We start from the raw sequence: 23,970 nt of genomic DNA, 5'->3' as shown, positions 1-23,970 counted from the left end.
GACCAGATAGATGATTTGACTCAAAAGGAGAATAGTTCAAATGTTAAAACGAATTCATATATGGATTGCATTATGCTCAATGCTGATGCTTGCGGCTTGCGGAACTGAACAGACAAGCAGTCAGGAGGTTAGTTCGTCAGAGGGAACGGCGCAAGCGACAACGAAAGTCATCACCAATCCAAATGGAGAAGAAGTTACGATTCCCCTTAATCCGCAGCGGATTGTGGATCTGTCCGGCTCAACAGAGGAATTATTGATCGTTGGCAAAACGCCTGTCGCTACAACCAGCGCCGATTATGGGCAGCAGGATCAGATCACTCCACCCCTTAAAGACAAGTTGGATGCAAATACTGTGGTTCTGGGGTGGTTGGGTAGCAAATTCAGTATAGAAGCGGTGACTGCATCGAACCCGGATCTGATCATTCTGGGAAAGGATTTTAATACAGATCAGTATGAAACCTTATCCTTGATTGCACCGACAATTGTTTTGCCTTACTCGTATTATGATTGGAGAGAACGTCTGACGTTCCTGGCAGATACGTTCGGAGAAGAAACCAAAAAGGATGAGTTCCTGGCTAAATATGATGCAAAGTCGGCTGAGTGGAAGCAAAAACTCGAATCGGCTGTGAACGGTGAATCTTTTGCGGTCATCGAAACCTATCCTAACAATCTGGTGATCTATTCGAATAAAGGTGCGGCAGAGATGTTGTACGGCGAGTGGGGACTAAAACGTACAGAAGGTATTCCTGAGCCCGAAGGCTGGGGAGGAAAACAGATTAGTATAGAGGCGCTAATCTCCGTCAATCCGGACCAGCTGGTGCTGATGGAGAATAGCGAGAACAAAATGGAAGACAGCAAGGTGTGGAATAACATGAATGCCGTCAAGGATGGGAAGATTTATAAAATCTCCAGCGTAGATAACTACAATTATTCTTATACGGCTATGGGACGTATGGAGCTTATGGATCGTTTGGGTAACATGATTTTGGAAGGACAAAAGTAATTCTGAACAGAAATATAACGAAAGATTAAAAAGTTAAACGGTTCGCCATGGATAGGCTTCTCAACAAAAGTTGAGGGGCCTATCTTCATTCCTTGAAAAGGATGATTAAGAACTTAATGGAATATTTTTCTGTTATACTACATGGATATGTGTCTACATACATTCAACTAAATCCATATGAAAGGAGGCATTCATTTGAGAGAAGCAGGTTTTTGGGTTAGATTAGGAGCAAACTTGTTAGATGGAATTATCGTTTCAATCCCTTTAGCCATTATTGTAGGTGTACTGACAGGAAATTTTGATAATGACGAGCCTTTAGCTAAACTACTGAGTGGATTATATTCCATTTTATTACCTGTATTATGGAGTGGCCGAACGATAGGAAAACGTATTTGCGGAATTCGAATTCGAAAATACGATACACATGAGCCCCCTGGAATTGGAACCATGCTCATGCGAGTTGTTGTTGCAGGACTGGTATATGGAATCACATTTGGCATTGGTTTCATTGCGAGTGTCATCATGGTTGCTGTACGAGAAGACAAACGTGCAATACATGATTTTATCGCAGGTACCGAAGTCGTCTGGGACTAAAAATGAGAAATCGATCCCTGGCGTAATATATTCGTTATATCCAATCCACTCATATTCACCCACGTTACAGACGATGAACAGTGTTCATGGTCTGTTTTTTGTGATGTCAGAAGTACACTCACAATCCCGCGCCAACACTGCAAAATCAAGGCATTGAAGAAGATTATATAGAGAATTCGTCTATCGTTTTGGCTAAATGATCATTTGGTTCTGACGAAATCAACATGTCATTTCATCTTTTGCGAATATCGCTACAATGCGCTCTCCCTTACTCTGAGGTAGAGCACAGACATTCCCAAAAGGTGGAGGATAAGGTCCATGAGAAGAAAAGTGTTATCTACGAGTTTGATGATCCTGTTATTAGGTACAACGATCCTGGGGTGTTCGTCCGGAGACAGTAAAACGGGCGAAGCTGAAAAAGGGACACCAAGCGGATCAACGGAAGCAACAACCTATCCGATTCAAACGGATAAGACGCTTACGTACTGGGGTGAAATTAACGGAAACTTGATCGGGGTCAAAAATTCGCACAGCGAAATTCCATTCTTTCAAAAATGGCAGGAAAAAACCGGCGTGCCACTCAAATTCACGGCACCACCGACAGGTCAGGTCAGAGAATCCTTTAACGTGATGCTGGCATCCGGGGATTTGCCAGACATGCTGGAGTACAATTTCATCGGAGATTTCCCCGGTGGACCGGAGAAAGCCATCAATGATGGTTACATCCTCAAACTGAACGATCTGATTGACCAATATGCTCCGAATCTGAAGAAATACCTGCAGGAGAATCCGGACATCGATAAGATGGTCAAAACGGACAGTGGCAGCTACTATGTATTCCCGTTCGTTCGGGGAGATGAGTATCTACGTGTCTTCCAAGGACCTATCATTCGTCAGGATTGGCTGGATGAGCTGGGACTGCCGGTTCCGGAAACGATTGATGAGTGGACAACAACTCTGAGAGCTTTTAAAGAGAAGAAAGGCGCAGCCGCTCCGTTCTCTGTAGTAAGTAAACCACGTTTCTTTAACGATTCCGGTAATGGTGCTTTCCTTGGCGCCTTCGGTGTAAACCGCGGGTTCTATCAGGAAGACGGACAGGTCAAATTTGGTCCTGCGGAAGAAGGTTTCAAAGAATACTTGACGTTATTCCAGGAATGGTACAAAGAAGGTTTGATTGATAAAAACATCTCGACAGCGGATACCAAATCCGTTGACGGTAACCTCGCTTCGGGTGCTACTGGCGCTAGTGTTGGTAACGCAGGCGGAGGTATCGGCAAATGGCAGCCGCTCGTAGAAGCAAATGATCCGGATGCCGTTCTGGTCGCTGCACCATATCCGGTACTTAACAAAGGGGATATTCCTAAATTCGGCCAGCTTAATCAGGGTTATGCCTCGGAAGGTACGGTTGCCATCACGACGGCAGCCAAGGACCCGGAACTTGCCGTTCGTATGTTGGATTACGGCTACAGTGAGGAAGGGCACATGTTCTTCAACTTTGGTGAAGAGGGTGTCAGCTATAACATGGAAGGCGATTATCCGAAATTCACGGATTTGCTGCTGAAGAATCCGGATAAACTCGCTCCTGCACAAGCGATTTCACTATATGCCCGCAGCAGCTATAACGGTCCATTCGTTCAAGACAAACGTTATGCCGAGCAGTTCTTTGCATTACAGACTCAGCGTGATGCCATTGATGTATGGAAGAATACACAGGCCGCCAAGTATAATCTGCCTTCAATCACACCTACACCTGAAGAAAGCTCCGAATACGCGACCATCATGAATGATATCAACACATTGGTCGATGAGATGACCATCAAGATCATTCTGGGTAACGAACCAGTGGATCAATTCGAGAGCTATGTCGCGAAAATGAAATCATTACATCTGGATCGAGCTATTGAAATCCAAACAGCAGCACTCGAACGCTACAACAACCGGTAATTGTAGAAGGGGAGGGCTCTAGCCCTCCCGATTGAAAAGAGGTGAAAAGGTACATCATGAGCAATAGTCAATCCTTTAGAAGCCGGTTCGTGCGGGACTTCATGATGAACAAGTATTTATATATCATGATGATTCCCGTTATTGGATATTATTTAATATTTCATTACGGTCCGATGTACGGTGCAATTATTGCCTTTAAAGATTATTCTCCGATGAAGGGCATTTTGGGGAGTGATTGGGTTGGGCTGAAACACTTTGAAGAGTTTTTCAACAGTTATTATTTCTTGCGTGTTCTGAAGAACACCCTTCTTATCAGTTTATATACGCTGGTCTTTGAATTCCCCGCACCGATTATTCTGGCGCTGCTTATTAACGAAGTACGCAAGCGCGCGTTCAAGCGGGTCGTTCAGACGATAACGTATATGCCTTATTTCATCTCTCTCGTCGTCATATGCGGTATTATTACGGACTTCACGAACGCGGATGGTTTAATCAACCGCCTTATCATGATGCTTGGATATGACGGTCAGGCGATGCTGCAAAAGCCGGAGCTGTTCCGTCCGATCTATGTTCTGTCTGAAATATGGCAGCGGATCGGTTGGGAATCCATTATCTATATCGCTGCGTTGATGAGCATCGACCTGGAGCAGTATGAAGCGGCGAAGATAGACGGAGCGAGCCGTCTCAAGCAAATGTTTCACATTACGCTACCCGGATTGCTGCCTATTATTACGATCATGTTCATTCTCCGGATGGGTAATATGCTGAATGTCGGGTTCGAGAAAATCATTCTCCTTTATAATCCGGTGACCTATGAAACGGCTGACGTAATCTCTTCCTTCGTATATCGAAAGGGATTGTTGGAGTTCGGATGGAGTTACAGCTCGGCAGTCGGTCTATTTAACTCGGTGATCAATCTCGTTCTTCTGATTTCGGCGAACTATATCAGCCGCAGAGTGAGTCAAAACAGCTTATGGTGAGGTGGTAACTTTGATTAAGGAAAGTGGTTGGTTTGACCGAATCTTTACGATCTTCAATTATACATTTCTAATCCTGCTTGTCATCGTCACATTGTATCCGCTGCTCTACGTGTTATTTGCGTCTTTAAGTGATTCGGCGCAGCTGTTAGCAAACAAAGGTCTCCTGTGGAAGCCGGTCGGCTTTAGTCTGGAAGCTTACAAAAGTGTACTTGCCAATCCAGGTATAGCCACAGGTTTCCGTAATACATTGTTTATTCTTGTGTTCGGCGTTATCGTCAACCTGTTCATGACTGCGCTTGGTGCGTATGTGCTATCCCGTAAAAACGTGATGTGGAACAAGGTGTTCATGTTCTTTATCGTGTTCACGATGTTCTTTGGCGGCGGGTTGATTCCACTGTACCTGGTCGTAAAAGGTGTTGGCCTGTTAGATACATTGTGGTCAACCATTCTGCCTTTTGCCATCAGCACATTTAACCTGATCATCATGCGAACGTCATTTATGGGCATACCGGACAGCCTGGAAGAGTCGGCCAAGATTGATGGAGCGAATCACTTCACCATTTTGTTCCGGATCATTATTCCGTTGTCCATGCCAGTCATTGCCGTGATGATTCTGTATTACGCAGTCGATAAGTGGAACGGATGGTTCTATGCGTCTGTATTTATCAAAAGTCGAGAACTGTTCCCATTGCAATTGGTGCTGCGTGAGATTCTGATCGCCAATTCCACGGAGAGTATGTCGGCCGGTGCTTCGGCTGGGGATCGTTTCCAGATCGGGGAAACCATCAAGTATGCGACGATTATGGTAGCGACGATACCAATCCTTTGCATCTATCCGTTTTTGCAGCGCTTTTTCGTGAAAGGTGTCATGGTTGGTTCATTGAAAGGTTAATCCAGAGAATTTAATAACGGTAAGGAGGTATGAGGTTACATGAGCGTATTAAATGAAGTGAACAAAGACGTGTGGGATCAGATTAAAAGTAAAGCCGATCAGATGCTTGCAGCCATAGGTGAAAAGTCTCCGCATGTCGCAGGAGCAAATGGCATCTATGACGACATGAGAATCGATTGGTGGACCTCGGGATTCTGGCCGGGTATGTTATGGATTGTGTACGACATGACGGGTGATGAGAAATATAAAGAGGCTGCATGGAATTGGGATGAACGGCTATCGGAACAGTTTCTCGAAAATAACTACTTTGATCACGACGTGGGCTTTCATTTCCTGCCTACGGCTGTCATCAAATACAAACTCACTGGAGATGCCGATGCCGCAAGGCGTGCCTTATTTGCCGCCAATTTCTTGGCTGGCCGCTTCAATACTAAAGGCAGCTTCATCCGTGCTTGGAATGGAGACATGCTGGGCTGGTCGATCATCGACACCATGATGAACCTGTCCTTGCTCTTCTGGGCGTCTGAGGAAAGTGGAGATCCTCGTTTCAGCCATATCGCCAAAGCTCATGCGGATATGGTCATGAAGCAATTTGTGCGGGATGATGGTTCTGTGCATCACATCATTCGATTTGATCCCGAGACAGGTGAACGGGCAGAAGCGATAGGTGGACAAGGAGCGGCGCCGGATTCGGCATGGAGTCGGGGAGCGGCATGGGCTTTATATGGATTAACGAATACGTATCGTTATACAGAGGACCCGGCATATCTGGATGCTGCACAGCGTGTGGCGAACTTCTTCATTTCCAGCCTGCCTGAGGATAGCGTTCCGCATTGGGATTTCCGTGCTGAGCCGGAAGAAGGGGAGGAGATTCCACGGGACAGCTCTGCTGGTGCCATTGCTGCTTCCGGATTGCTTGAGCTTGCAGATATACTTCCTGATCCGGAAGGCAGACTCTATGCCACTATTGCCAAACGTATCCTGAGTTCCCTGCGTGATCATTATGGAACCTGGGATCTTTCTGAGCACGAAGGTATGCTTCTGGAGGGAACCGGTCATAAACCGGCAGGTCAGAACGTAAATGTCTCACTCATTTACGGTGACTATTTCTACGTCGAAGCGAGTGCCAAATTAAACGGTTGGAAGCATCGCATTTTCTAAAAAAATTCTAAGAATATTTAAAATACATTCTCAACTTGATACCGAATTGATACCGAATGCCCGATAGACGAAATTAGTCTATTCGGGCTATTTGTGCTTGATTTGACGGGGAAAATCGGTGGTGGCTACCCTTTTTGTCAATCGAATTGAACTTTTTATCTATATCCCAATCGCGCTCTTACCGTTATAATAAATTCCTGATCCAAACATAGATAAACTACGAAGAGTTGGGTGATGAGTTGTTGCTAAATATTCGATACTTGTGGCAAAAACGAGAAAGCATAATTGTAACCTGGCTTGTCTCTTACAGTGCTGTTTTGATCGTGCCGATTCTGATCAGTTTGGTTATTTACATGCAAGCAAATGAGACATTGAAGAGTGAAATACATCGGGCCAACGATTCTTTATTAAAGCAGATGCGATATACGATCGATACACAAGTTGATCTGATGAAGCGGTTAAACATGGAGATGACGTGGAGCCCAAATCTGCAAACGTTGATGTATTCCAATCAGCCGGCCAAAGAGGCGCCGTATACGGCATACCAACTGGTAAAGGAACTCCGTCTCTATAAAACATCCTACGCATCCATCGATGAATTCTACGTCGTGTGGAAAAAAGATCAATCCATTCTCCGTTCAGGTAATATTCGGGATATGCGAACGGCATTTCATACCATACATAACACAGGTGCAATGTCTTTCGAAGCGTGGCGGGATCAGGTCCTGGGTGCAGAGACGAATCAGTTCGTCATACTGCCACATCAGAATGCCGCTCCGGCCGAGTCTTCCATTGCGTACATTACACGTCTGCCTGATGATTTGAATGGTCAGGAGACCGGTACGGTTGTCGTCATGGCGGATACGCGAAGATTCCAGGAAGCAATTGAGAGCATTTCGGGTTTTAGTGATGCCACGCTGCTGATTCTGAACCAGAATAACGAGATTCTGATGAGCAATCATCCGGGGTCAGAGGAATTGAAGCCATTCATGAATGGCAATCAGGTTCAATTGGATAACGCCAAGGTAGGCAAGTCGGAGATGTTCTACATGGACTCTGCGGTGTCCGATCTCAAGTACGCATTGATTATTCCCAGCAGCCTATATTGGGAAAAGGCAGTGTATGTCCGCAATTTTACGTATATCAGCATCGTGGTGAGTCTCATTAGTGCGGGTGTACTGACCTGGTTCTTCATGCGCCGGAATTACTCCCCAATCCAACAGCTCGTGGAATCACTAAAAGACAAAAATAGTCAGAACGAACCTGCTGATCGGAACGAACTTCGGTTTATTCAGAAGGTCATCATGAACACACGTTCAGAAAAGAATGAGATTGCCCAGCAGTTGCAGAAACATCAGCAGGTGCTGCGCTCCAATATGATTAATCGGCTTCTCAAAGGCAAACAGGATACGCTTGTGCCTTATGAAGATGCATTCCGTTCCTTCCATATGCCGCTGTATTCAAGTGAATTTGCTGTTATCCTATTTGTTATCGAGAATGAAGAGAATCTCTATGGAAAGCTGCCAGGTATTGATATCAACGAACGAAACAAGCTAATCCATCTCATTATTTCCAATGTGGTTGAAGAACTGGCTTCAGAGCGTCAGCACGTCGGATATGTAGCAGAAGTTGATGATATGATGGTTTGCCTTGTAAATATGAAAGCGGATTCTTCGGATTGGAACCAGGATCTTCATCACATTGCGGCAGAAGCGCAGCGCTTCCTGGAGCGCTATGATATGGAATTGACGATTTCCATCAGTGGACGCCATACGTCATGGATTGGCATCGCCGAAGCATACCAGGAGGCAGTAGACGCGATGGAATACAAAATGGTGCTTGGCAAGAAAGGCATCATTACCTATGGTGATGTACGCAGTGATGCGATGGCGGATGACCCGTTTGGCTACTACTATCCGCTTCAGGTGGAACAGCAGCTTCTTAATTTCATCAAAGCGGGAGATACCGACCAAGCCAGCGCTTATATGAACGAGATTACAGAGCGGAATTTTGATAAACCGATTATGTCGCTCACACTTGCACGTTGCCTGATTTTTAACCTGGTAGGTACAATGATCAAGGCTATTAATGATCTGGGGGACAGGGATAACCATACGCTAACCCAATACCCGCATCGGATTGAGGACATTATTGCCGGGGATACCATTCAGGAGATGCAGGAGGCATTGCAGAACTTGCTTGAGGAGGTATGTTCATATGCCGCTGACAAGCGCGCAACGAATGTATCACAAGAACGTGAGGATTCCCTGCGTCATCTCAGTACCCAAGTCACACAGTATATTGAGAGTAACTATACAGACGTGAATTTGAACGTCAACGCCATTGGTGAGCATTTTGAGCTGAAGGGCAGTTACTTGTCCAAACTCTTCAAGAATCAGACAGGTGAGGGTCTGCTGGACTGCATTCATAAGTGCCGTATCCGACAGGCTAAAGAAATGATTGAGCATAAACAGGAATCCATTACAGAAATATCCCGAATGGTCGGGTATAACGATGCAGCAACTTTCATCCGGGTATTCAAGAAATACGAAGGCATTACGCCAGGTAAATATAAAGAAATCAGTTGATTGATTTGAAAGGAGACCGGAACATGAACGTAAAGAGGAAGTTGGCATTCATAGCAAAGGTGACAGGATTCATCCTACTGCTTGGCATGCTGACTGCTTGCGATCAGAACGGAACAGATTCAGATGCCAAGCTGGATGAACGTTCCGGCTCATCAGAGTACCAGACCGTCTCAATTGCTTCACCCAATAACGATGGAAAATTAACTTACTGGGCAGAATTGAATGGCAATGCAGCGAGCATAAAGTCCAGCTTCAATGAAGTTCCTTTTTTTCAGGAGTGGCAGCGGAGAACCGGAGTCAACCTTCAATTCATCCGGCCTCCCGCCAATCAGGCCAAAGAAGCAATTAATGTGCTGCTTACGTCGGGAGAGCTGCCGGATATGATTGAATATGAGTGGAGCAATTACCCCGGTGGGCCGGAGAAAGCAATCAAAGACGGATATATTCTGCGATTAAACGATGTTATGGATCAATACGCACCTCATCTGAAGCAGTACCTGTCCGAACATCCAGACATTGATATGCAGATTCGCACAGCGAACGGAAGTTATTACGCGTTTCCTTTTATTCAGGGAGATGATAAGCTGCGAACCTATCAAGGGCCGATTATCCGAAAGGATTGGCTGGATGAGCTTGGACTTGAGGTGCCAACCACGATTGATGAATGGCATACGATGCTTCAGGCATTTAAGGACAAAAAGGGGGCTGACGCCCCGCTTACTTTTCTAGGTGTCCCGAATCCGTTGTTTGGTATCGAAGGCGGCGGTTTTATTGGCGCTTTTGGCATAAAAAAGGGGTTCTACGTGGAAGATGGCCAAATTAAGTTTGGGGCACAAGAACCTGAATATAAGGCTTTCCTATCCTTATTTCGTGAATGGTATACGGAGGGACTCATTGACAAGAACCTGGCTACCGTCGATTCGGAGACTCAGGATACAAACATGTTAACAGGACGCAGCGGCGCGAGTATCTGGAATGCAGGAGCAGGGATTGGTACATGGCTACCCATCTTGCAGGAGACAGATCCCCATGCAAAGCTTGTGCCAGCGCCATATCCTGTCATGAACAAAGGAGATCGCCCGAAATTTGGTCAACTTGCTCCCGCGATCGGTTCCAGTGGAGTCGCCATATCCAGCAACAGTCATCATGTAGAAGAAGCAGCACGAATGTTGGACTACGGGTATGGGCCTGAGGGACATTTGCTGTTCAACTTTGGTATTGAAGGTGTTAGTTTTAAGATGAAGGACGGGTATCCGACGTATACCGAGACTATTTTGAAAAACCCTGATAAGTGGTCGCCGGCGCAAGCGCTTGCGATGTACACCAGAGCGAGTTATTTCGGTCCATTTGTGCAGGATACGCGATATATGGAGCAATATTATATTTTGCCGGAACAGAAAGAGGCGGTGCAGTTATGGTCCAGCACGGATGCTGTTCTCCATCAGGTACCAACCCTGCCCAAAACCGAGAAAGAAAGCACGGAGATGTCTGTCATCATGCAGGAAGTGAACAAAGTGGTGGACGAGATGTCGCTGAAAATCATTTTTGGTATTGAGCCGGTGGATGCTTTCGATACGTACGTCGAGCAAATTAAGTCATTGCAGATTGATCGTGCGATTGAGATTCAGCAGCAGGCGTTAGAGCGATATAATCGCGCTGTATCCTCTAAATAAATCCTTATATTGTATAAAATGGGCATTGGAGTGTCGTTTTTGTTGATGTAATTTCGTTCCCTCGTGCTCTACAATCGGATATGACATGCTGAGTTGGCATGCACATGACTCTTGCTTGAGCAGGATCGGAGGTGACTATAGGGTTTCTTGAAACCGCTCACATACTCTGAAATTCAAAAGGAGGAGAACGAAAGCATGCGTAGAAAGTGGCCTTTTTTATTGTTGGCATTTACGTTGACTGTTGGATTGTCTGTACCTGGAACCCAGGAGGTTCGAGCGTCAGAGGGTGACTCACAGCCATCTATTGATCGTGCTGGTGATAATCTATCTCTGGGTACGGATGGTAGAAGCAGGCTCTATCCAAACGATTGGTATCCAGGATTTAAAGACGAACAGGGAAGGTTTCTGCATGACTTTTCGTATGCCGGTTATCGGCGTGGGGAAACAGAACTACCTAAAACGGCTAAAAACAAACGTATTGACGTTACCAAATCACCTTATTTTGCCGATCCTTCAGGGGGCCGTGACGCAACATATGCTATTCAAAAGGCAATTGATGCTGCTGTTGCGTTAGGTGGGGGTGTCGTGTATCTTCCCAAGGGTACATATCAGGTTAACCCTCAGGACGGCAAGGATTATTCACTAAACATTCCTGCAAGTCGTGTAGTCCTGAAAGGTGACGGGATGAACAAGACTCATATCTATAATGCACAGCAAAATATGAAAAACAAGGATATTATCCGGATCGGTAACGGAGATTGGAAGAAAACCGGAATTTCTACGAAACTTCGCAAGTCGGTTACTGATCCAACCGTCCTGCTACCCGTTGAGGACACAAGCGGGTTTGCGGTGAATGATTACGTGGTCATTTCATTCGAAACGACGCCGGGTTTCTTACGGGAACTTGGCATGCAAAACAAGTGGTCGTCCCGTCTCGGGAAAGTAGAACCGCTATTCTATCGCCAAATCGTGGGCGTAGATTCAGAGAACAAAACGATTACGCTAGACATTCCGACGCGTTATCCAATGAAGCTCCGCGATGATATTACGATTAGTCAGACCGCAGATCCGATTGTCGAAGTAGGTTTGGAGGATTTCTCGATCGCAAACATTCAAAATGCGAAGTCGGGGCTTGGTGAAGATGACTTCAAAGTCGTTGGGACTGCTGGATATGAAGCCGATAATGCTAAAGCTGTCAATGTGATTGCAGTGGCCAACAGCTGGATTCGAAATATTAACACCTATAAACCAGCTGGCAATGCAGATTATCATCTGTTATCCAAGGGTATTATTCTGGATCGTACGAAGAACGTCACTGTGGATCATGTAACCATGCAGTACCCGCAGTATCGTGGAGCGAATGGAAATGGTTATTTATATCAATTTATTGGCAATGATAATCTCATTAAGAATAGTAAGGCAATAGGAGCTAGACATAGCTTCACATATGCCAACTTCTCTGCGAACGGGAATGTCCTGCAAGGTTCGTATTCTGAGAAACCTTCATTATTAACTGATTTTCATATGTATTTAAGCATGGCAAACCTGATCGATAACCTGGTAGTTAACGGGGACGGGATCTCTGCCATTACACGGGATTATGGATCATCCGAAACGAATCGTCATGGAGTGGTAACCACGGAAAGTGTGTTCTGGAATACGACCGGTCAGGCGGCACACCCTAGTAAATCCGGTGTTATTGTAGAATCAGAACAATTCGGGAATGGATATGTCATTGGAACCAAAGGAAAGGACACCGGCGTGAACGTCAACATTGTCGGTTCCATTCCGGATGCGAATACGCAGCCATTTGATATGGCGGAAGGCATTGGGCAGGGCGATCGTTTATCCCCGCAAAGTTTATATCAGGATCAGAGCAAGAAACGAATCAAAGATATTCATCTGGGGCTTCAATCCCTGTTGGTGAATGGCGAAGCTATAGGGGGTATGCAGTTCTTAAGAACGGATTACGTTCATACTTTGCCTTATGGCACTACCGAAACGCCGATCATCTCGGCAAAAGCTTTTGCGAAGGAGGCAAAGGTTAAAATTAAGCAACCGCAAGGAACTACTGGAACTGGAGAGATCACTGTATCCTATCGGGGTCACAACCAGAACGTAAGAGTGAAGTTTAAGGTAGCTGATACACCCGTACTTCCAGAGAATATCTCTATAAGTCCCAATAAAGCAGTACCCGGCTGGAGAGTCGCAGGTAATGCAATCAGCGCAGGCGGAAGCGGAGAATTATCCTCGTTTCTAACATTAGATAATGGAGAGATCGTAAACATCGCAGAATTGAATGTTCCTGTGACGTACACATCAAGTGATGATACGATCGGATATACGGAAGGAACTACATTCCATGCGGTAAAAGCAGGAAAGGTCGACATCATCGTGAGCTGCGTCTTTAATGGCGTAACGGTCGAGGCACGGGAGAAATTTGAAGTCAAAGAGCCTATGGCCGAGCCGGAAGGACCGTTCGCTGTCGTAACCAAAGTTACGGCAAGTGCAGATGATGGCAATCTGCCGATTCATACGATCGATCGTGATCCAGACTCCAGATGGTCTGCAGATGGAAAAGGACAATACCTGCAGTTGGAGCTTGAGCAACAGACTCAAGTAGGGCAGGTAAGCATTCAATTCTATAATGGACATACGCGATCCAATTATTTCGATTTGGAGATATCAGCTAATGGTATTAATTACCAAAAAGTATTGAGTAATGTGGCCAGTCAAAAACAGGCGGCTTATGAAACATTTGAATTTGAACCGGTTCAGGCCAAATTCATTCGATTTGTCGGGCAAGGAAATGAATCTAATACCTGGAACAGCATAATTGAACTTTGGGTGCACTAGAATTAAAAATGACGTAGGATAGAATCAAAAGAAATTCGGTATAATATGCGCTCATTATAAAGCTGTAATGGGCGCATATTATATTTGAATAGCATATTTATCCATACGAAATTAAAAATATCTCGGGGGTTATAAAAAGAAAAAGCCACATTTATCCATGAGTTGTAAGTGTAAGCGAGTTGAGTAGTTGATTATGGGATGCAATGCAACAATGCAATGATCAAGACCAAAATCATAACAACTGTTTCACAAAACTCGTATTTTGTACATATGTCCATTTATCCGGACCACTCGAATCTCCATACTCGACCGATTGAAAAAAGAATATAATTCGACTGCCAACATGATCTATTTCAATGCCGTTCAAATGAACGTCCAGATATACTGCATCTTTTTATACCCGACATCCCATATTTTCAGTTCGCCCTTAAGCGTGATCTTCAGCTCTTGCCCTGGCTCAACCGGCATCTCGTATTCCATAGGGTACTGTTCAGGATTAGTACGCTGATAATCTCCGTCATAATTCAAAATCTCCTGACCATCGCGGACCGGGTATCTTCTGTCCGTTGATTTGAATACTGTCCGGTTTGTCTCTGGATGTATTGCCCGAGGTGTCAGTCCATTCCGTGATCGCTGTAAACGGACCCTCTACTTTAGTTGTTATTTTGTTTACCGCCGCCCCTAATCCCCATATAGCTATAAACAGAACCAACCCCGCTATAGCCGTGGCCACCAGATTGCGCCCGATGCTCCGGTAACGGAAACCAAGCTTATACGCCCCGAAACCGAGAGCTGCGCCTACTAAATTCTGAAGAGCGTCATTGATATCGAAGCTGCCCAGGAAGGTAAGGGCCTGGATCGTTTCCAGCACAAGAATCGCGATAAAGAATAAGGTGATGAACCGGACGAAGCTGACCCTGTATCAGAAGAATCTTATCCTTCTACATCCACTGTGCAAAAAAATTGTTGTAACTAATGGTTTTAAATTTGATTATTGAAAATTTGATCGATTGTTTTACGATCAAAATCTAATATCCATTCGTAGTATTTTTCATAAACTGAACGTAATGTAAATGTGTCAGTTGCTACAATATCCATCCCCCTACTGTCATAAATGTGGAATATGCATTTTTTAGTTTCATTAATTAGATAAATATCCCCTTCTATTCGTGATTCGGGTTCTGATTCTCTGTGTGCAACTGCCTCAAATAAATCTTTTACCTTTAGATTTTTCACCTCTGTCTTCGTGCAATATTGCAGTGTAATGGTTTCATCATCGTGATCTTCAGGATCTTTATAACGATATTCTAACTCTCGTTTATCAATGTCTTCTATTCTGGTTCTGGAATAATAATTAAGATTAGCATATACATTTTTCTCAAAACATGAGACAGGATTATCACTCCAACTATCCACAAAAAGGGTCAAATAAATCATATCGTTTATTTCACAAATTTCATTGAATATTGATAATGCCCTAAGAGTTACTCTATCAATCCTTTTTTTACCTTCCAGATCTCCTCCTAATTCATACCTAATTGCAATATGAGAGTTATAGAAAAGTGGTTTTTTTAATTCTAAGTTCATAAAATTATTATCTAAAAATTCATCTAACTGGTCATTAAGATCCAATTAACACACCTCTTTTTTTGGATTCTTCCAGTAAAGAGAAGAGTTTTTTCTCTTCTCTTTACTGGAAGAACTTTTTTATTTAAGTTTTATCACGGTACCAGTTTGACTTTTGTGTTTATTTTTGATCCAGTTACCATACTTATCTGCGTCAGCAACCCAATGAAGTTCTTTGCCTGACTTTTTGAAGACTTTGAATGCAGAATCAGCATGGCCAGTAGTATCTTTTGCCCACCAATATCCATGGCTGTCTTGATAAGCTTTGACTTTATCTCCGTTGAAGTTATAAGTTAAGCTAGCTTTAGCATTCGTTTTAATATCCCACAGAGTTGTAGTATTTTGGGTGGTTGACTTCTTTTGTTCTTTAACTTTGCCACCAGCAAAACCCATGGCAAGTGCTAAAATATATTCTGCTTCTTTCCCTTTAATGAGCGAATTGACTAACTCTTCAGTTGCCCAGCCGATATCCCCCTCTTTTTTAGAATAAGGACTTACACCTACAGCCATATCGTACAAGAAATCAAACCGTTTAAAATCATTAAAGTTATATCGATCTCGAAGCGTAATTTTATAAAGTTTATAATTGGAACTATTTATTTTATACCCTTTGCCCCTCGTATCCTTCAGAAAATATCTGAGCTCTGAAGCATAATAAGGCTCTACCATATGACCACTAGGATCTACATATCTAAGTGAATTGTTTAATGCATACGTGTATAGGTTCAAAGATAGTGGATTGTTCAATTCGCCTTCATACGTATCCTCAGTAATAAATCGTTTTTCATGGGGATCATAATATCGAGCTCTTAAATAATAATAACCAGTTTCTTCATCGTACATTTCTCCCGCGTACTTAAATGAATTCTCGAACGCTTCTTGTTCTGAAACTAAATTGCCCCAAATGTCATATTCATACGAATTCAGCTTGTTTCCAGCCGAATCTTTAATCTCGACGACATCCCCATGATCGTTGTAGTAATAATAGCCACCTTGCGAACCATTAACACGGAATAGTAATGTGTTTCCCCATATATTTCTCGCCTTAGTGTTTCCCTGACCATCTAATTCCTCAATAATTTGGTCATTCAAGTAAATATACTGAGTCTTCTTGTTCTCAACAGTTTTAGTCGCACGGAGTCCATCCCCATAATAGGTGTATCGTGTCGAAGTTTCAACATCTTGCCCATTCGTTGTAGTTACCTTAGCCAGTTGATTCAGCCCATCATACTGTAAGTCCGTGCTTCCTTCTTTAAAGATGACTGGATTATCCTCTTCAGTGGATGCTATGTTTCCTTTAACATCATACCTGTAGGTTTTATTTCCTAGATTACCCTTTTCCATTTGAATACGATTCAGTTGATCATATTGAAATGAAGTGATTTTAGAATTTGTTAGTTTCTGAGTTACATTACTGAATCCGTCATAGTTAATTTGCTGATTATAACCGTCAAACTGATTTGAAACTACTTCATCAAATGCATTAAGTGTAAAGGATTGCTTTTGATGATTCGGAAACTCGGTCGTTAAACGACTGGAATCCTCACCAATGGTATAGTTTATCTTTACCGTACCCATATCTGGATAAGAGACAGAAGAGATCCGATTTAAAGTATCATATCCATACTGGACACTCTTACCATCTGGATAAGCTAGACTTTCTAATTGATCGGAGTTGTTATAAGTTAAATCATACTTATGGCCTCCGACCGTTTGAGAGCTCAAACGATTCCATGTATCATAGGAATATTGTATAGCCTCGTTTTCGCTACTTGATTTCAGCGAGGTGAGCATGAGGTTGTTCGCATCATACGTTTTATTAACACTATAAATCGTGTGATCTTGTGCATCTCTAATATCAATTAACTCCGGCTGATCATATCCGTTATAATGGAAAGAATGCGTTTCATTGAGTTCATTTTTATAATTAGCAAGTAACCCAATAGGTGTATATTCATAGTGTTTTTCTCTAATTGTATCTTTTAGATCGGGTGTATCACTTTTTTGTATTTTTTTTGATGATAACTGCCAACCCGACTCATTATAAGTGCTTTCTTGTTGTAATTCACCATTTATGAATTGTTTTGTAAGTGCGCCACTCACGTCATACGTGTACGTATAATTTGTTCCCTCAGCATCCTTCATAGCTACCAGATTGCCACTTGGTTCATAGCTGAAGTGTGTGATCTGCTGTCCATCATCCATATTTACAATTGTTTTCGTGTTCTGATCTAGCGAGTTAAACGTAAATAAGGTCTCTCTATTCTTAGTTGCACTTTTTTCTTGAATCCTTGTGGTTTGTCCAGATAGAGTATCGAGTTTAGCCTCTACCTTACCATTTGGATGCACAATTTCAACTGAATTTTTTGGGAGGATTGTTGAAGCTTCCTTTACGGTATTACCATAAGAGTAGCTTGTAATATTTCCTTCAGGATCAATTTCTTTAGCAAGATCTCCATTAGAACCATACTTATATATGGTTTTCTGTTTCTCATCTCCATAAGGTAAAGTAGAAGTTAATAAAACGCCACTATTATTAAAGATATTCTCTACCAATGTTCTTGTGTTTCCATTTGAGACAGCTGTCTGAGTTTCAACTTCTCCAAAAGGAGTATAAGCTGTTACAGTACTAATCCCGCTCGGCTCTGTTGCGGTAATCTCTCGGTTACGGTTGTTATATGAGTACGTATAATCCAAGGCCTTACTCCCGTCGGCTGGTAAATACTTTTCTCCAATAACTCGGTTTTGAATATCGTAACTAAACTGGACTTTACTGCTATCAGGATATGTCATAGATGTTTGTCGCCCGTAGGGATCATACGTATACAAGTAACTGATCGGTTCTGGTGATGATCCATCTTTTAAAGTTAAATATGCAGTTTGCTTCGTTACATTTAAGCCACTATCATCATAAACAAGGAACTGATTACTTTCTCGGTATTTTCCATATCCATCCCCTGAACTTGATTGTTTAATGTGCGTGGGTTGGTGAACGGCATTGTAATCGAGATATTCTGTAACGAGTGTATCTCTCGAACTTTTTCCTTGATTAGAATAAACTTTAATCTCAGTACTTTTATAAACGGTACCATCTGCATTGTAATCAAAAGATTGTCTTGTTGAACTGTCTGTGTCTGCAGCCGTCTTTTCCAAATAGCTCACCTGATGGAATGGGCCATTATATAAGTAAGACGTTACATTACCTAAGATATCAACGACCCTTTTGGGATAGCCGTAACTGTCATATTGGAATGATTGCATAGCTGCGTAATTTTTTATAACTGACGTGTTATCTCCCCAATAGAGCTCATTTTTCACATTACCAGGGCGTGGATCTGAAGACAATCCATCGGTAAACATTTTAACCAGGGATGGATTGAATCCGTCTTTGTAAAATGTCGATGTTACTTCTGTATTTGCAAAGTCAGTATCCGCGTCGCCAAAAGAGTGTGTTAGTGCGTTTTGTACATTTGAGTATTCCGTCGTGGCATAAGTTTCTTTTAATGTTCCATAAGTGTTCGGAGTATAACGATTTGTCGTAGTTGATACATAGTCACCATAATTGTAGCTTGTTTTTGTAGTAATGTTGTCCCCAGTACGAAACGAACTATTTGAAAGTCTGAAGTAAGCAAGCTCCTCATCCATTCTCGAAACATTCCATACTTCTTGAGCATCCTTCGTGTTCCCTTTTATCGTTTTTTGAAGGAATTTCAAGCTGTCTTCGTTGTCTGTAAAGGTGTAATAAACCGAGCTGACTGGATGATAACCAATGTAAGTCAATACGTTGGCGTCAAGATAGTTACGAATCGTTCCGCGAAGTTCTGCTTGATCACTCCATTTTTCTTGAAGGGACCAAGATTTATCATAGGAAGAATATCTGTAATGCGTTCTAAACCCTTGATCATTTTCAACTTGTTTTAAAAGAAGGTATTCAATCTCACCGTACGTTGCTCGATCACGATTAAAGATTTGACTCGCTTCTGCTTCTTCTTGGTCGAGAATCGGTTTATAATTCTCGTCAAAGTTATAATAGTAATCATCTTCAAAATTGAAATCCGCATGGGAATTCACATCTGGTGAATAATAAGAATAAGATTCAATGGTACGATTATTTAGTGTATCTTTCACTGCATTCAATTGATAATATGAAGCCGGAACTTCTTGCAATTCATATTCGTCTACTTGATCTTGTACGGCTATCCTTAAAGAAGCGGTATGATCAATTAGGGTTGTATCGTACAACATCTTATACAATTGATCTCCGTTTGATGAGGCTACTGTGTAACCTTCAATGACCCCGTTGTTAGTTTTAATGTCGATGTGTTTACCAACCGAATCAATAATCTTAATACCATCGCTAGAATAATGATACGTAATTCGATCCCCGAATTGATTCTTCTTGTATAATATCTCACCTTCATCATTAAATGCGTACGTAACTTGATCATTTATAGTTAGTGCATGATTTCCGTCATTATCTAATTGATAAACAACATTATCATAAGGATAGTTTTCCGGATGCTTTTGCACATCTTCCGAATTCAAATTAAATTCATAAGTAGTACCATCTTCGAGCGAAAATCGGCGAACGCCGTGATCGTAATTGTAACTCCGATTATACGAATCATAAGTTACACCCGGTTGAAAAGTGATTGGAATGGACTCAAATATATAACTTGTGTGCATGACAGGTAGAGACATACTCCAACCTGTCGCGATATAATAATCAGTGTTTGTCAATTGATCAATTGTCTGACTTACTGTATTTCCCATGCAATCTGAAGCTGGAGAAGTGGTATCAAAATCACTATTCCCTTGGTCGCAAACTTGCGTCGCTTCATACGATGGGTTTGTCGTTTTTGCATTTATAGAATCATAGGTACGGATTAAGGAAAAATCCAAATTGGCTTTTCCTTTTAGGTATAAATCGACTTTACTTTGCGTCGAAGTTTTATAAGTGGAGTTGACATCTGAGCTAGTGTCACTTTGATACACAAACGAACTGTTACGATCTGTAAACTTAAATCGATCTGGTAACGAGCCTAACGATTGCATCATAAATGGTTGTGAATCCAGAGATACGGAATCTTCAACGTCTTTTGTGTCTTCAACGTCTTTTGTGTCTTCAACGTCTTTTGTGTCTTTAACGTCCTTTGTGTCTTTAACGTCCTTTGTGTCTTCAACGTCTTTTGAATCTTCAACGTCTTTTGTGTCTTCAACGTCTTTTGTGTCTTCAACGTCTTTTGTGTCTTTAACGTCCTTTGTGTCTTTAACGTCCTTTGTGTCTTCAACGTCTTTTGAATCTTCAACGTCCTTTGTGTCTTTAACGTCCTTTGTGTCTTCAACGTCTTTTATATCTCCAGTATTATTTTGGTAGACTGAATCGGTTACTGTGGGAAAATCTTTAGTAGGACTTTGAATCGAATTCCAATATGCTGTTGTTGCTTTCTCATTCTTTTCAAAGTTATACACTTGCATGGATACTGGTGTGTACTTTGATAATAATTGTTTTTCGGGTTCAGATAATCCATTTATAATTTGAATAACTTTTTCTTTACTCAAGTCTAATAGTACTACTAGTGAATCGGTATCCAATAAAGAAATCACATCCGAATAGTAATAAGCAGCAACTAAAAGCATATCTTTTGAAAATAAAGACTCTATTTCTTTTAATTGTTGTTCATCAAATTTAGCAAAAGATGAGATACTCTTAAATGAGTTTTCCTGAACGTTTTCTCCTACCATTGGATTAGCAAAAACTTTGATATCTGCAAATGGGTTCAACACTAAGCTGATTATCACCAAAAACGATATTATCGTTTGTAATAGATTTGTTCTTTTCAAATTCATTATCTCCTATTTAACCTATTTGTTATCAATAATCATACGATCTTGTTTTATCATGTTACCAAGTGCATCAAAAATATAGTCTATGATATAAAGCTTATCGTCTTTAGCAATTCTTTCAGAAATGATCCTATTAAATGCATCGTATTCATATTTTTTTATCCCGATATCATAAGTGAAATTGTAGATTTGTGTGATCTGTCCATTTTTAATGACAGCAGCATTTATATTTGTTGAGCCTGAAATATGAATGGGCTGAGTATAAACTGTTCCATGGGTTAAAGTAGGTTTCGAACCATCACTGGTATACACGATCTTGTCTGCCGTTGTTGAAAGTGTTAGGTTAAATGGTTTTTCGTATAGACCTGTTGGTTTATTGACTTTAATCAAATCTGGCAAAGTCCAACCATCCCGTTTTACTTGTGCATAAGCCCAAACATAAACTTCACCAAAACCTTGATTAAAACCATCATTTATAGCTTGATTAATATTGTCCCAAACACCTAAATGCTCAACGTCGTTAACAAAACCTGCAAAATAATGAATGAGCTCAACGGGATATTTAAGATGGGATTGTACATATGTCAACGATTTGATGTGTTTGTCCTTTTGGTCATAGATCAGATAATCGTAATCTTCAAGCATGAAGAAATCTAGATTTGGATACTTCCATTGTTTATAAGGGAAATTAACGATACTCATCATTTGAGGTACTCTATCCCGGTCAACTACAGAAGGAGTAAAGAACAACACGGTAAACTTTGCATCGGGGTACACTTTTTTTACTGCGTCTCTGAGCATTAATGTAAACTCACCGTTTTTATTCCTCAACCAATACAGCATATCCTCGTGACCTTTAATTGACTCCAAACTAGACTTAAACTCATACATTCGTTTACCTGTCTCTTTTTGGTAAAGATCTTTGGTAGCTTTATCATAAAATGTGGGTGGTTTATCCTTCAGACCCTCCATAAACCACCACCAAGGCTCCCCTTCCTGAATCATTGGCTCCATTCCATTTTTAACAGACATTCTTGCTAGCTCTAATACGTATTTTTTATAAAATCTCTGTACGTCTGGATTTGTAAAACTTAATAGATGAGGAACGGGTACCCACCCACTTGTAGCTGGTGTATTGTCCCATGTACGTTGCCACCAGTCAGCAGGAGCATCAACACTTTCCATAGAGATAGAATTAATAAGCTTGAAATCATGCTCACTCAATCTCTTAATATAGTTGTCATACCACTGTTCAAATCCTGAATTGAATGGGTAATCTGTAATGACTTCCATTGCACCATTTGAATACTTTTTGTCGTAGTAATGTGATGCACCCACATACATGGTCACATAGCCGTTAAATCCTAATTTTTGATAATCTGATACGACTCGTTCGGGAGTCAAATTGTAAATGTCATCGTAATCATCAGTAATGCGAAGAGCCTGTGCCGGTCTAGTTTTTGGCTCCGCGCCTAGATAATCATTCCCGGACACGTTCCAGTTTGTCATCTTAACCATGAACTTTTCAGAATCGTTTAAATATTCATTGGCTGCTGTACCATCGTATTGAGTTGGTACATAAGCCCACATGATTTTCTTAATGTCATTAACGGGTATTTTTCTCCAGTCTGGATTTTTAACCCATTCTTCAAGATATTCTTTTTTTCCATCTTTATTAGTTATGACTTTGTATTCTTTTTGATACGGTTGCCAGCCAGCATAAAGATTATTAAAATCAATCTTTATATTTCCTTGTGTACCAGTGGCTACACCAGCTGATCTTCCCGCCGGAAATATAATATTATTCTCTTGCTCCCAATCATCTTGAGGTCGATTGGTGACATAATTCCACAACCGAGCATAGTAAATCTCACCAGCATTTGTTTCTATTGTTAGTGCAGGTGCAAGGGTCGAATTCATGTCCGGTACGTTTCCGTATAAATTGTAAGTGTAACTTAAAGTGACGTCTGAAAAATCACTATCGGTTGGATACTTTAAATTTGGGTGACTATAGTGGTCTATAGATTCCCAACTCATCCCGCTAAGATCCGAAGGCTTACGAAAGTTCCCCATCGTTGTAACTGTATTTCCATTTGTAATTGTTGATGCCATCATTGAAAATGAGAAGTTATTGGTTAAATATTTGGGTTGGAGTTTATAAACTTCATTATCATGAGTGGAAGATATTTTAGAAGATACGGCTAGTTTTGACTGAAGGAGTGATTTATTTTTAGGAGTCTTTTGAGGTTCATAATCAGGGAATTCTTGCTTCCATTTTTTTAATTGAACTGCATATGAATCCGATATATCTTGAATCTCCGAATCATCATGGGCTGTTTCTTTAGCCCTAAGGATCTCATTATTTTCCTTTAGTTCTTGTATTTCTTGTTCATTTGAGACATTGTCCTCTGCAAAGCTCACATAGGAACCAATAAACACCAGTTGAAAACCTAAAATAAAAACCATACTTAATGCTACCTTTTTCGAAATCACTTTCTCGCTCCCTTATAAGACAATTTTAATATATAACAATTTACTATTATATTTATTTTTCAAAATTTTACAATGAAAATTTTAACTCTATATAATGACTAATGGTTTATTTTCTATTTATCAGAAATCAAGAACGTATGTATTTGATTACGCTAAGCTCTACATGGAAGAAGTATTTCTGAATTCATCAGAATAATTTGATTATGCTACGGTACGATGGAATGGAAAAAGATCAGCAGCTTCAGGTTCAGAATTTAGATTTCTGACCAGAAAATTTCTACACTTTCTGGTCCCTTTTCATCTGTATTAAAAG

General features: G+C 41.6%; 14 protein-coding genes. 9 read left to right on the top strand and 5 right to left on the bottom strand.

Translation table 11 applies throughout. From position 1 onward, the window contains the following. Nucleotides 1–40 precede the first annotated feature (40 nt). The 9 genes from gpAD87_RS10265 (at nt 41) to gpAD87_RS10225 (ending at nt 13,691) form a co-directional block, all read left to right on the top strand. Nucleotides 41–1,003 carry an ABC transporter substrate-binding protein gene (locus tag gpAD87_RS10265; RefSeq protein ID WP_231952506.1) on the top strand — a complete coding sequence of 321 codons (963 nt, stop codon included), beginning with the start codon at nt 41–43 and terminating at the stop codon, nt 1,001–1,003. Between the two features lie 195 nt (nt 1,004–1,198). Next, the gene (locus gpAD87_RS10260) at nt 1,199–1,597 is read left to right on the top strand and encodes an RDD family protein (RefSeq protein ID WP_442950716.1); all 399 of its coding nucleotides are present in this window, start codon (nt 1,199–1,201) and stop codon (nt 1,595–1,597) included. A gap of 318 nt (nt 1,598–1,915) precedes the next feature. Further along, entirely contained in the window at nt 1,916–3,541 is a 1,626-nt protein-coding gene (locus tag gpAD87_RS10255) for an extracellular solute-binding protein (RefSeq protein ID WP_064638015.1), read from the top strand. A gap of 56 nt (nt 3,542–3,597) precedes the next feature. Further along, the gene (locus tag gpAD87_RS10250) at nt 3,598–4,521 is read left to right on the top strand and encodes an ABC transporter permease (RefSeq protein ID WP_064638012.1); all 924 of its coding nucleotides are present in this window, start codon (nt 3,598–3,600) and stop codon (nt 4,519–4,521) included. A 10-nt stretch (nt 4,522–4,531) separates the two neighbouring features. Beyond that, nucleotides 4,532–5,413: a carbohydrate ABC transporter permease gene (locus gpAD87_RS10245; protein ID WP_063563855.1), complete on the top strand. Its 882-nt coding sequence runs from the start codon at nt 4,532–4,534 to the stop codon at nt 5,411–5,413. A 102-nt stretch (nt 5,414–5,515) separates the two neighbouring features. Then, nucleotides 5,516–6,574, top strand: a complete 1,059-nt coding sequence (locus tag gpAD87_RS10240; protein ID WP_442950734.1) for a glycoside hydrolase family 88 protein — start codon at nt 5,516–5,518, stop codon at nt 6,572–6,574. Nucleotides 6,575–6,834: 260 nt separating this feature from the next. Then, on the top strand, nt 6,835–9,162 hold the full coding sequence (locus gpAD87_RS10235) for a helix-turn-helix domain-containing protein (protein ID WP_231952505.1): 2,328 nt from the start codon (nt 6,835–6,837) through the stop codon (nt 9,160–9,162). A 23-nt stretch (nt 9,163–9,185) separates the two neighbouring features. Beyond that, entirely contained in the window at nt 9,186–10,835 is a 1,650-nt protein-coding gene (locus tag gpAD87_RS10230; protein ID WP_064638007.1) for an extracellular solute-binding protein, read from the top strand. 195 nt (nt 10,836–11,030) lie between these two features. Next, nucleotides 11,031–13,691, top strand: coding sequence for a discoidin domain-containing protein (locus tag gpAD87_RS10225; RefSeq protein WP_064638005.1), 2,661 nt, complete (start codon nt 11,031–11,033; stop codon nt 13,689–13,691). Between the two features lie 363 nt (nt 13,692–14,054). On the opposite strand, the gene gpAD87_RS32555 is transcribed toward gpAD87_RS10225, so the two are convergent. The 5 genes from gpAD87_RS32555 to gpAD87_RS10205 form a co-directional block, all read right to left on the bottom strand. Then, nucleotides 14,055–14,219 carry a hypothetical protein gene (locus gpAD87_RS32555; protein ID WP_231952504.1) on the bottom strand — a complete coding sequence of 55 codons (165 nt, stop codon included), beginning with the start codon at nt 14,217–14,219 and terminating at the stop codon, nt 14,055–14,057. Beyond that, nucleotides 14,209–14,562: a VanZ family protein gene (locus gpAD87_RS31470; protein ID WP_064638003.1), complete on the bottom strand. Its 354-nt coding sequence runs from the start codon at nt 14,560–14,562 to the stop codon at nt 14,209–14,211. Before gpAD87_RS31470 ends, gpAD87_RS32555 begins: the two co-directional genes overlap by 11 nt. 110 nt (nt 14,563–14,672) lie before the next feature. Beyond that, nucleotides 14,673–15,323, bottom strand: a complete 651-nt coding sequence (locus gpAD87_RS10215; protein ID WP_157258444.1) for a DUF3885 domain-containing protein — start codon at nt 15,321–15,323, stop codon at nt 14,673–14,675. Nucleotides 15,324–15,398: 75 nt separating this feature from the next. Beyond that, nucleotides 15,399–21,161 carry an RHS repeat-associated core domain-containing protein gene (locus tag gpAD87_RS10210; RefSeq protein WP_064638000.1) on the bottom strand — a complete coding sequence of 1,921 codons (5,763 nt, stop codon included), beginning with the start codon at nt 21,159–21,161 and terminating at the stop codon, nt 15,399–15,401. A gap of 21 nt (nt 21,162–21,182) precedes the next feature. Beyond that, a complete protein-coding gene (locus gpAD87_RS10205; protein WP_064637997.1) occupies nt 21,183–23,657 on the bottom strand; it encodes a chitobiase/beta-hexosaminidase C-terminal domain-containing protein in 2,475 nt (824 codons plus the stop codon). Nucleotides 23,658–23,970 lie beyond the last annotated feature (313 nt).

This window comes from Paenibacillus sp. AD87 (assembly GCF_001659845.1).
Taxonomy (GTDB): Bacteria; Bacillota; Bacilli; order Paenibacillales; family Paenibacillaceae; genus Paenibacillus; species Paenibacillus marchantiae.
The sequence above is the reverse complement of the archived record's forward strand: the minus strand, read 5'-3'. Positions and strand labels throughout refer to the sequence as shown.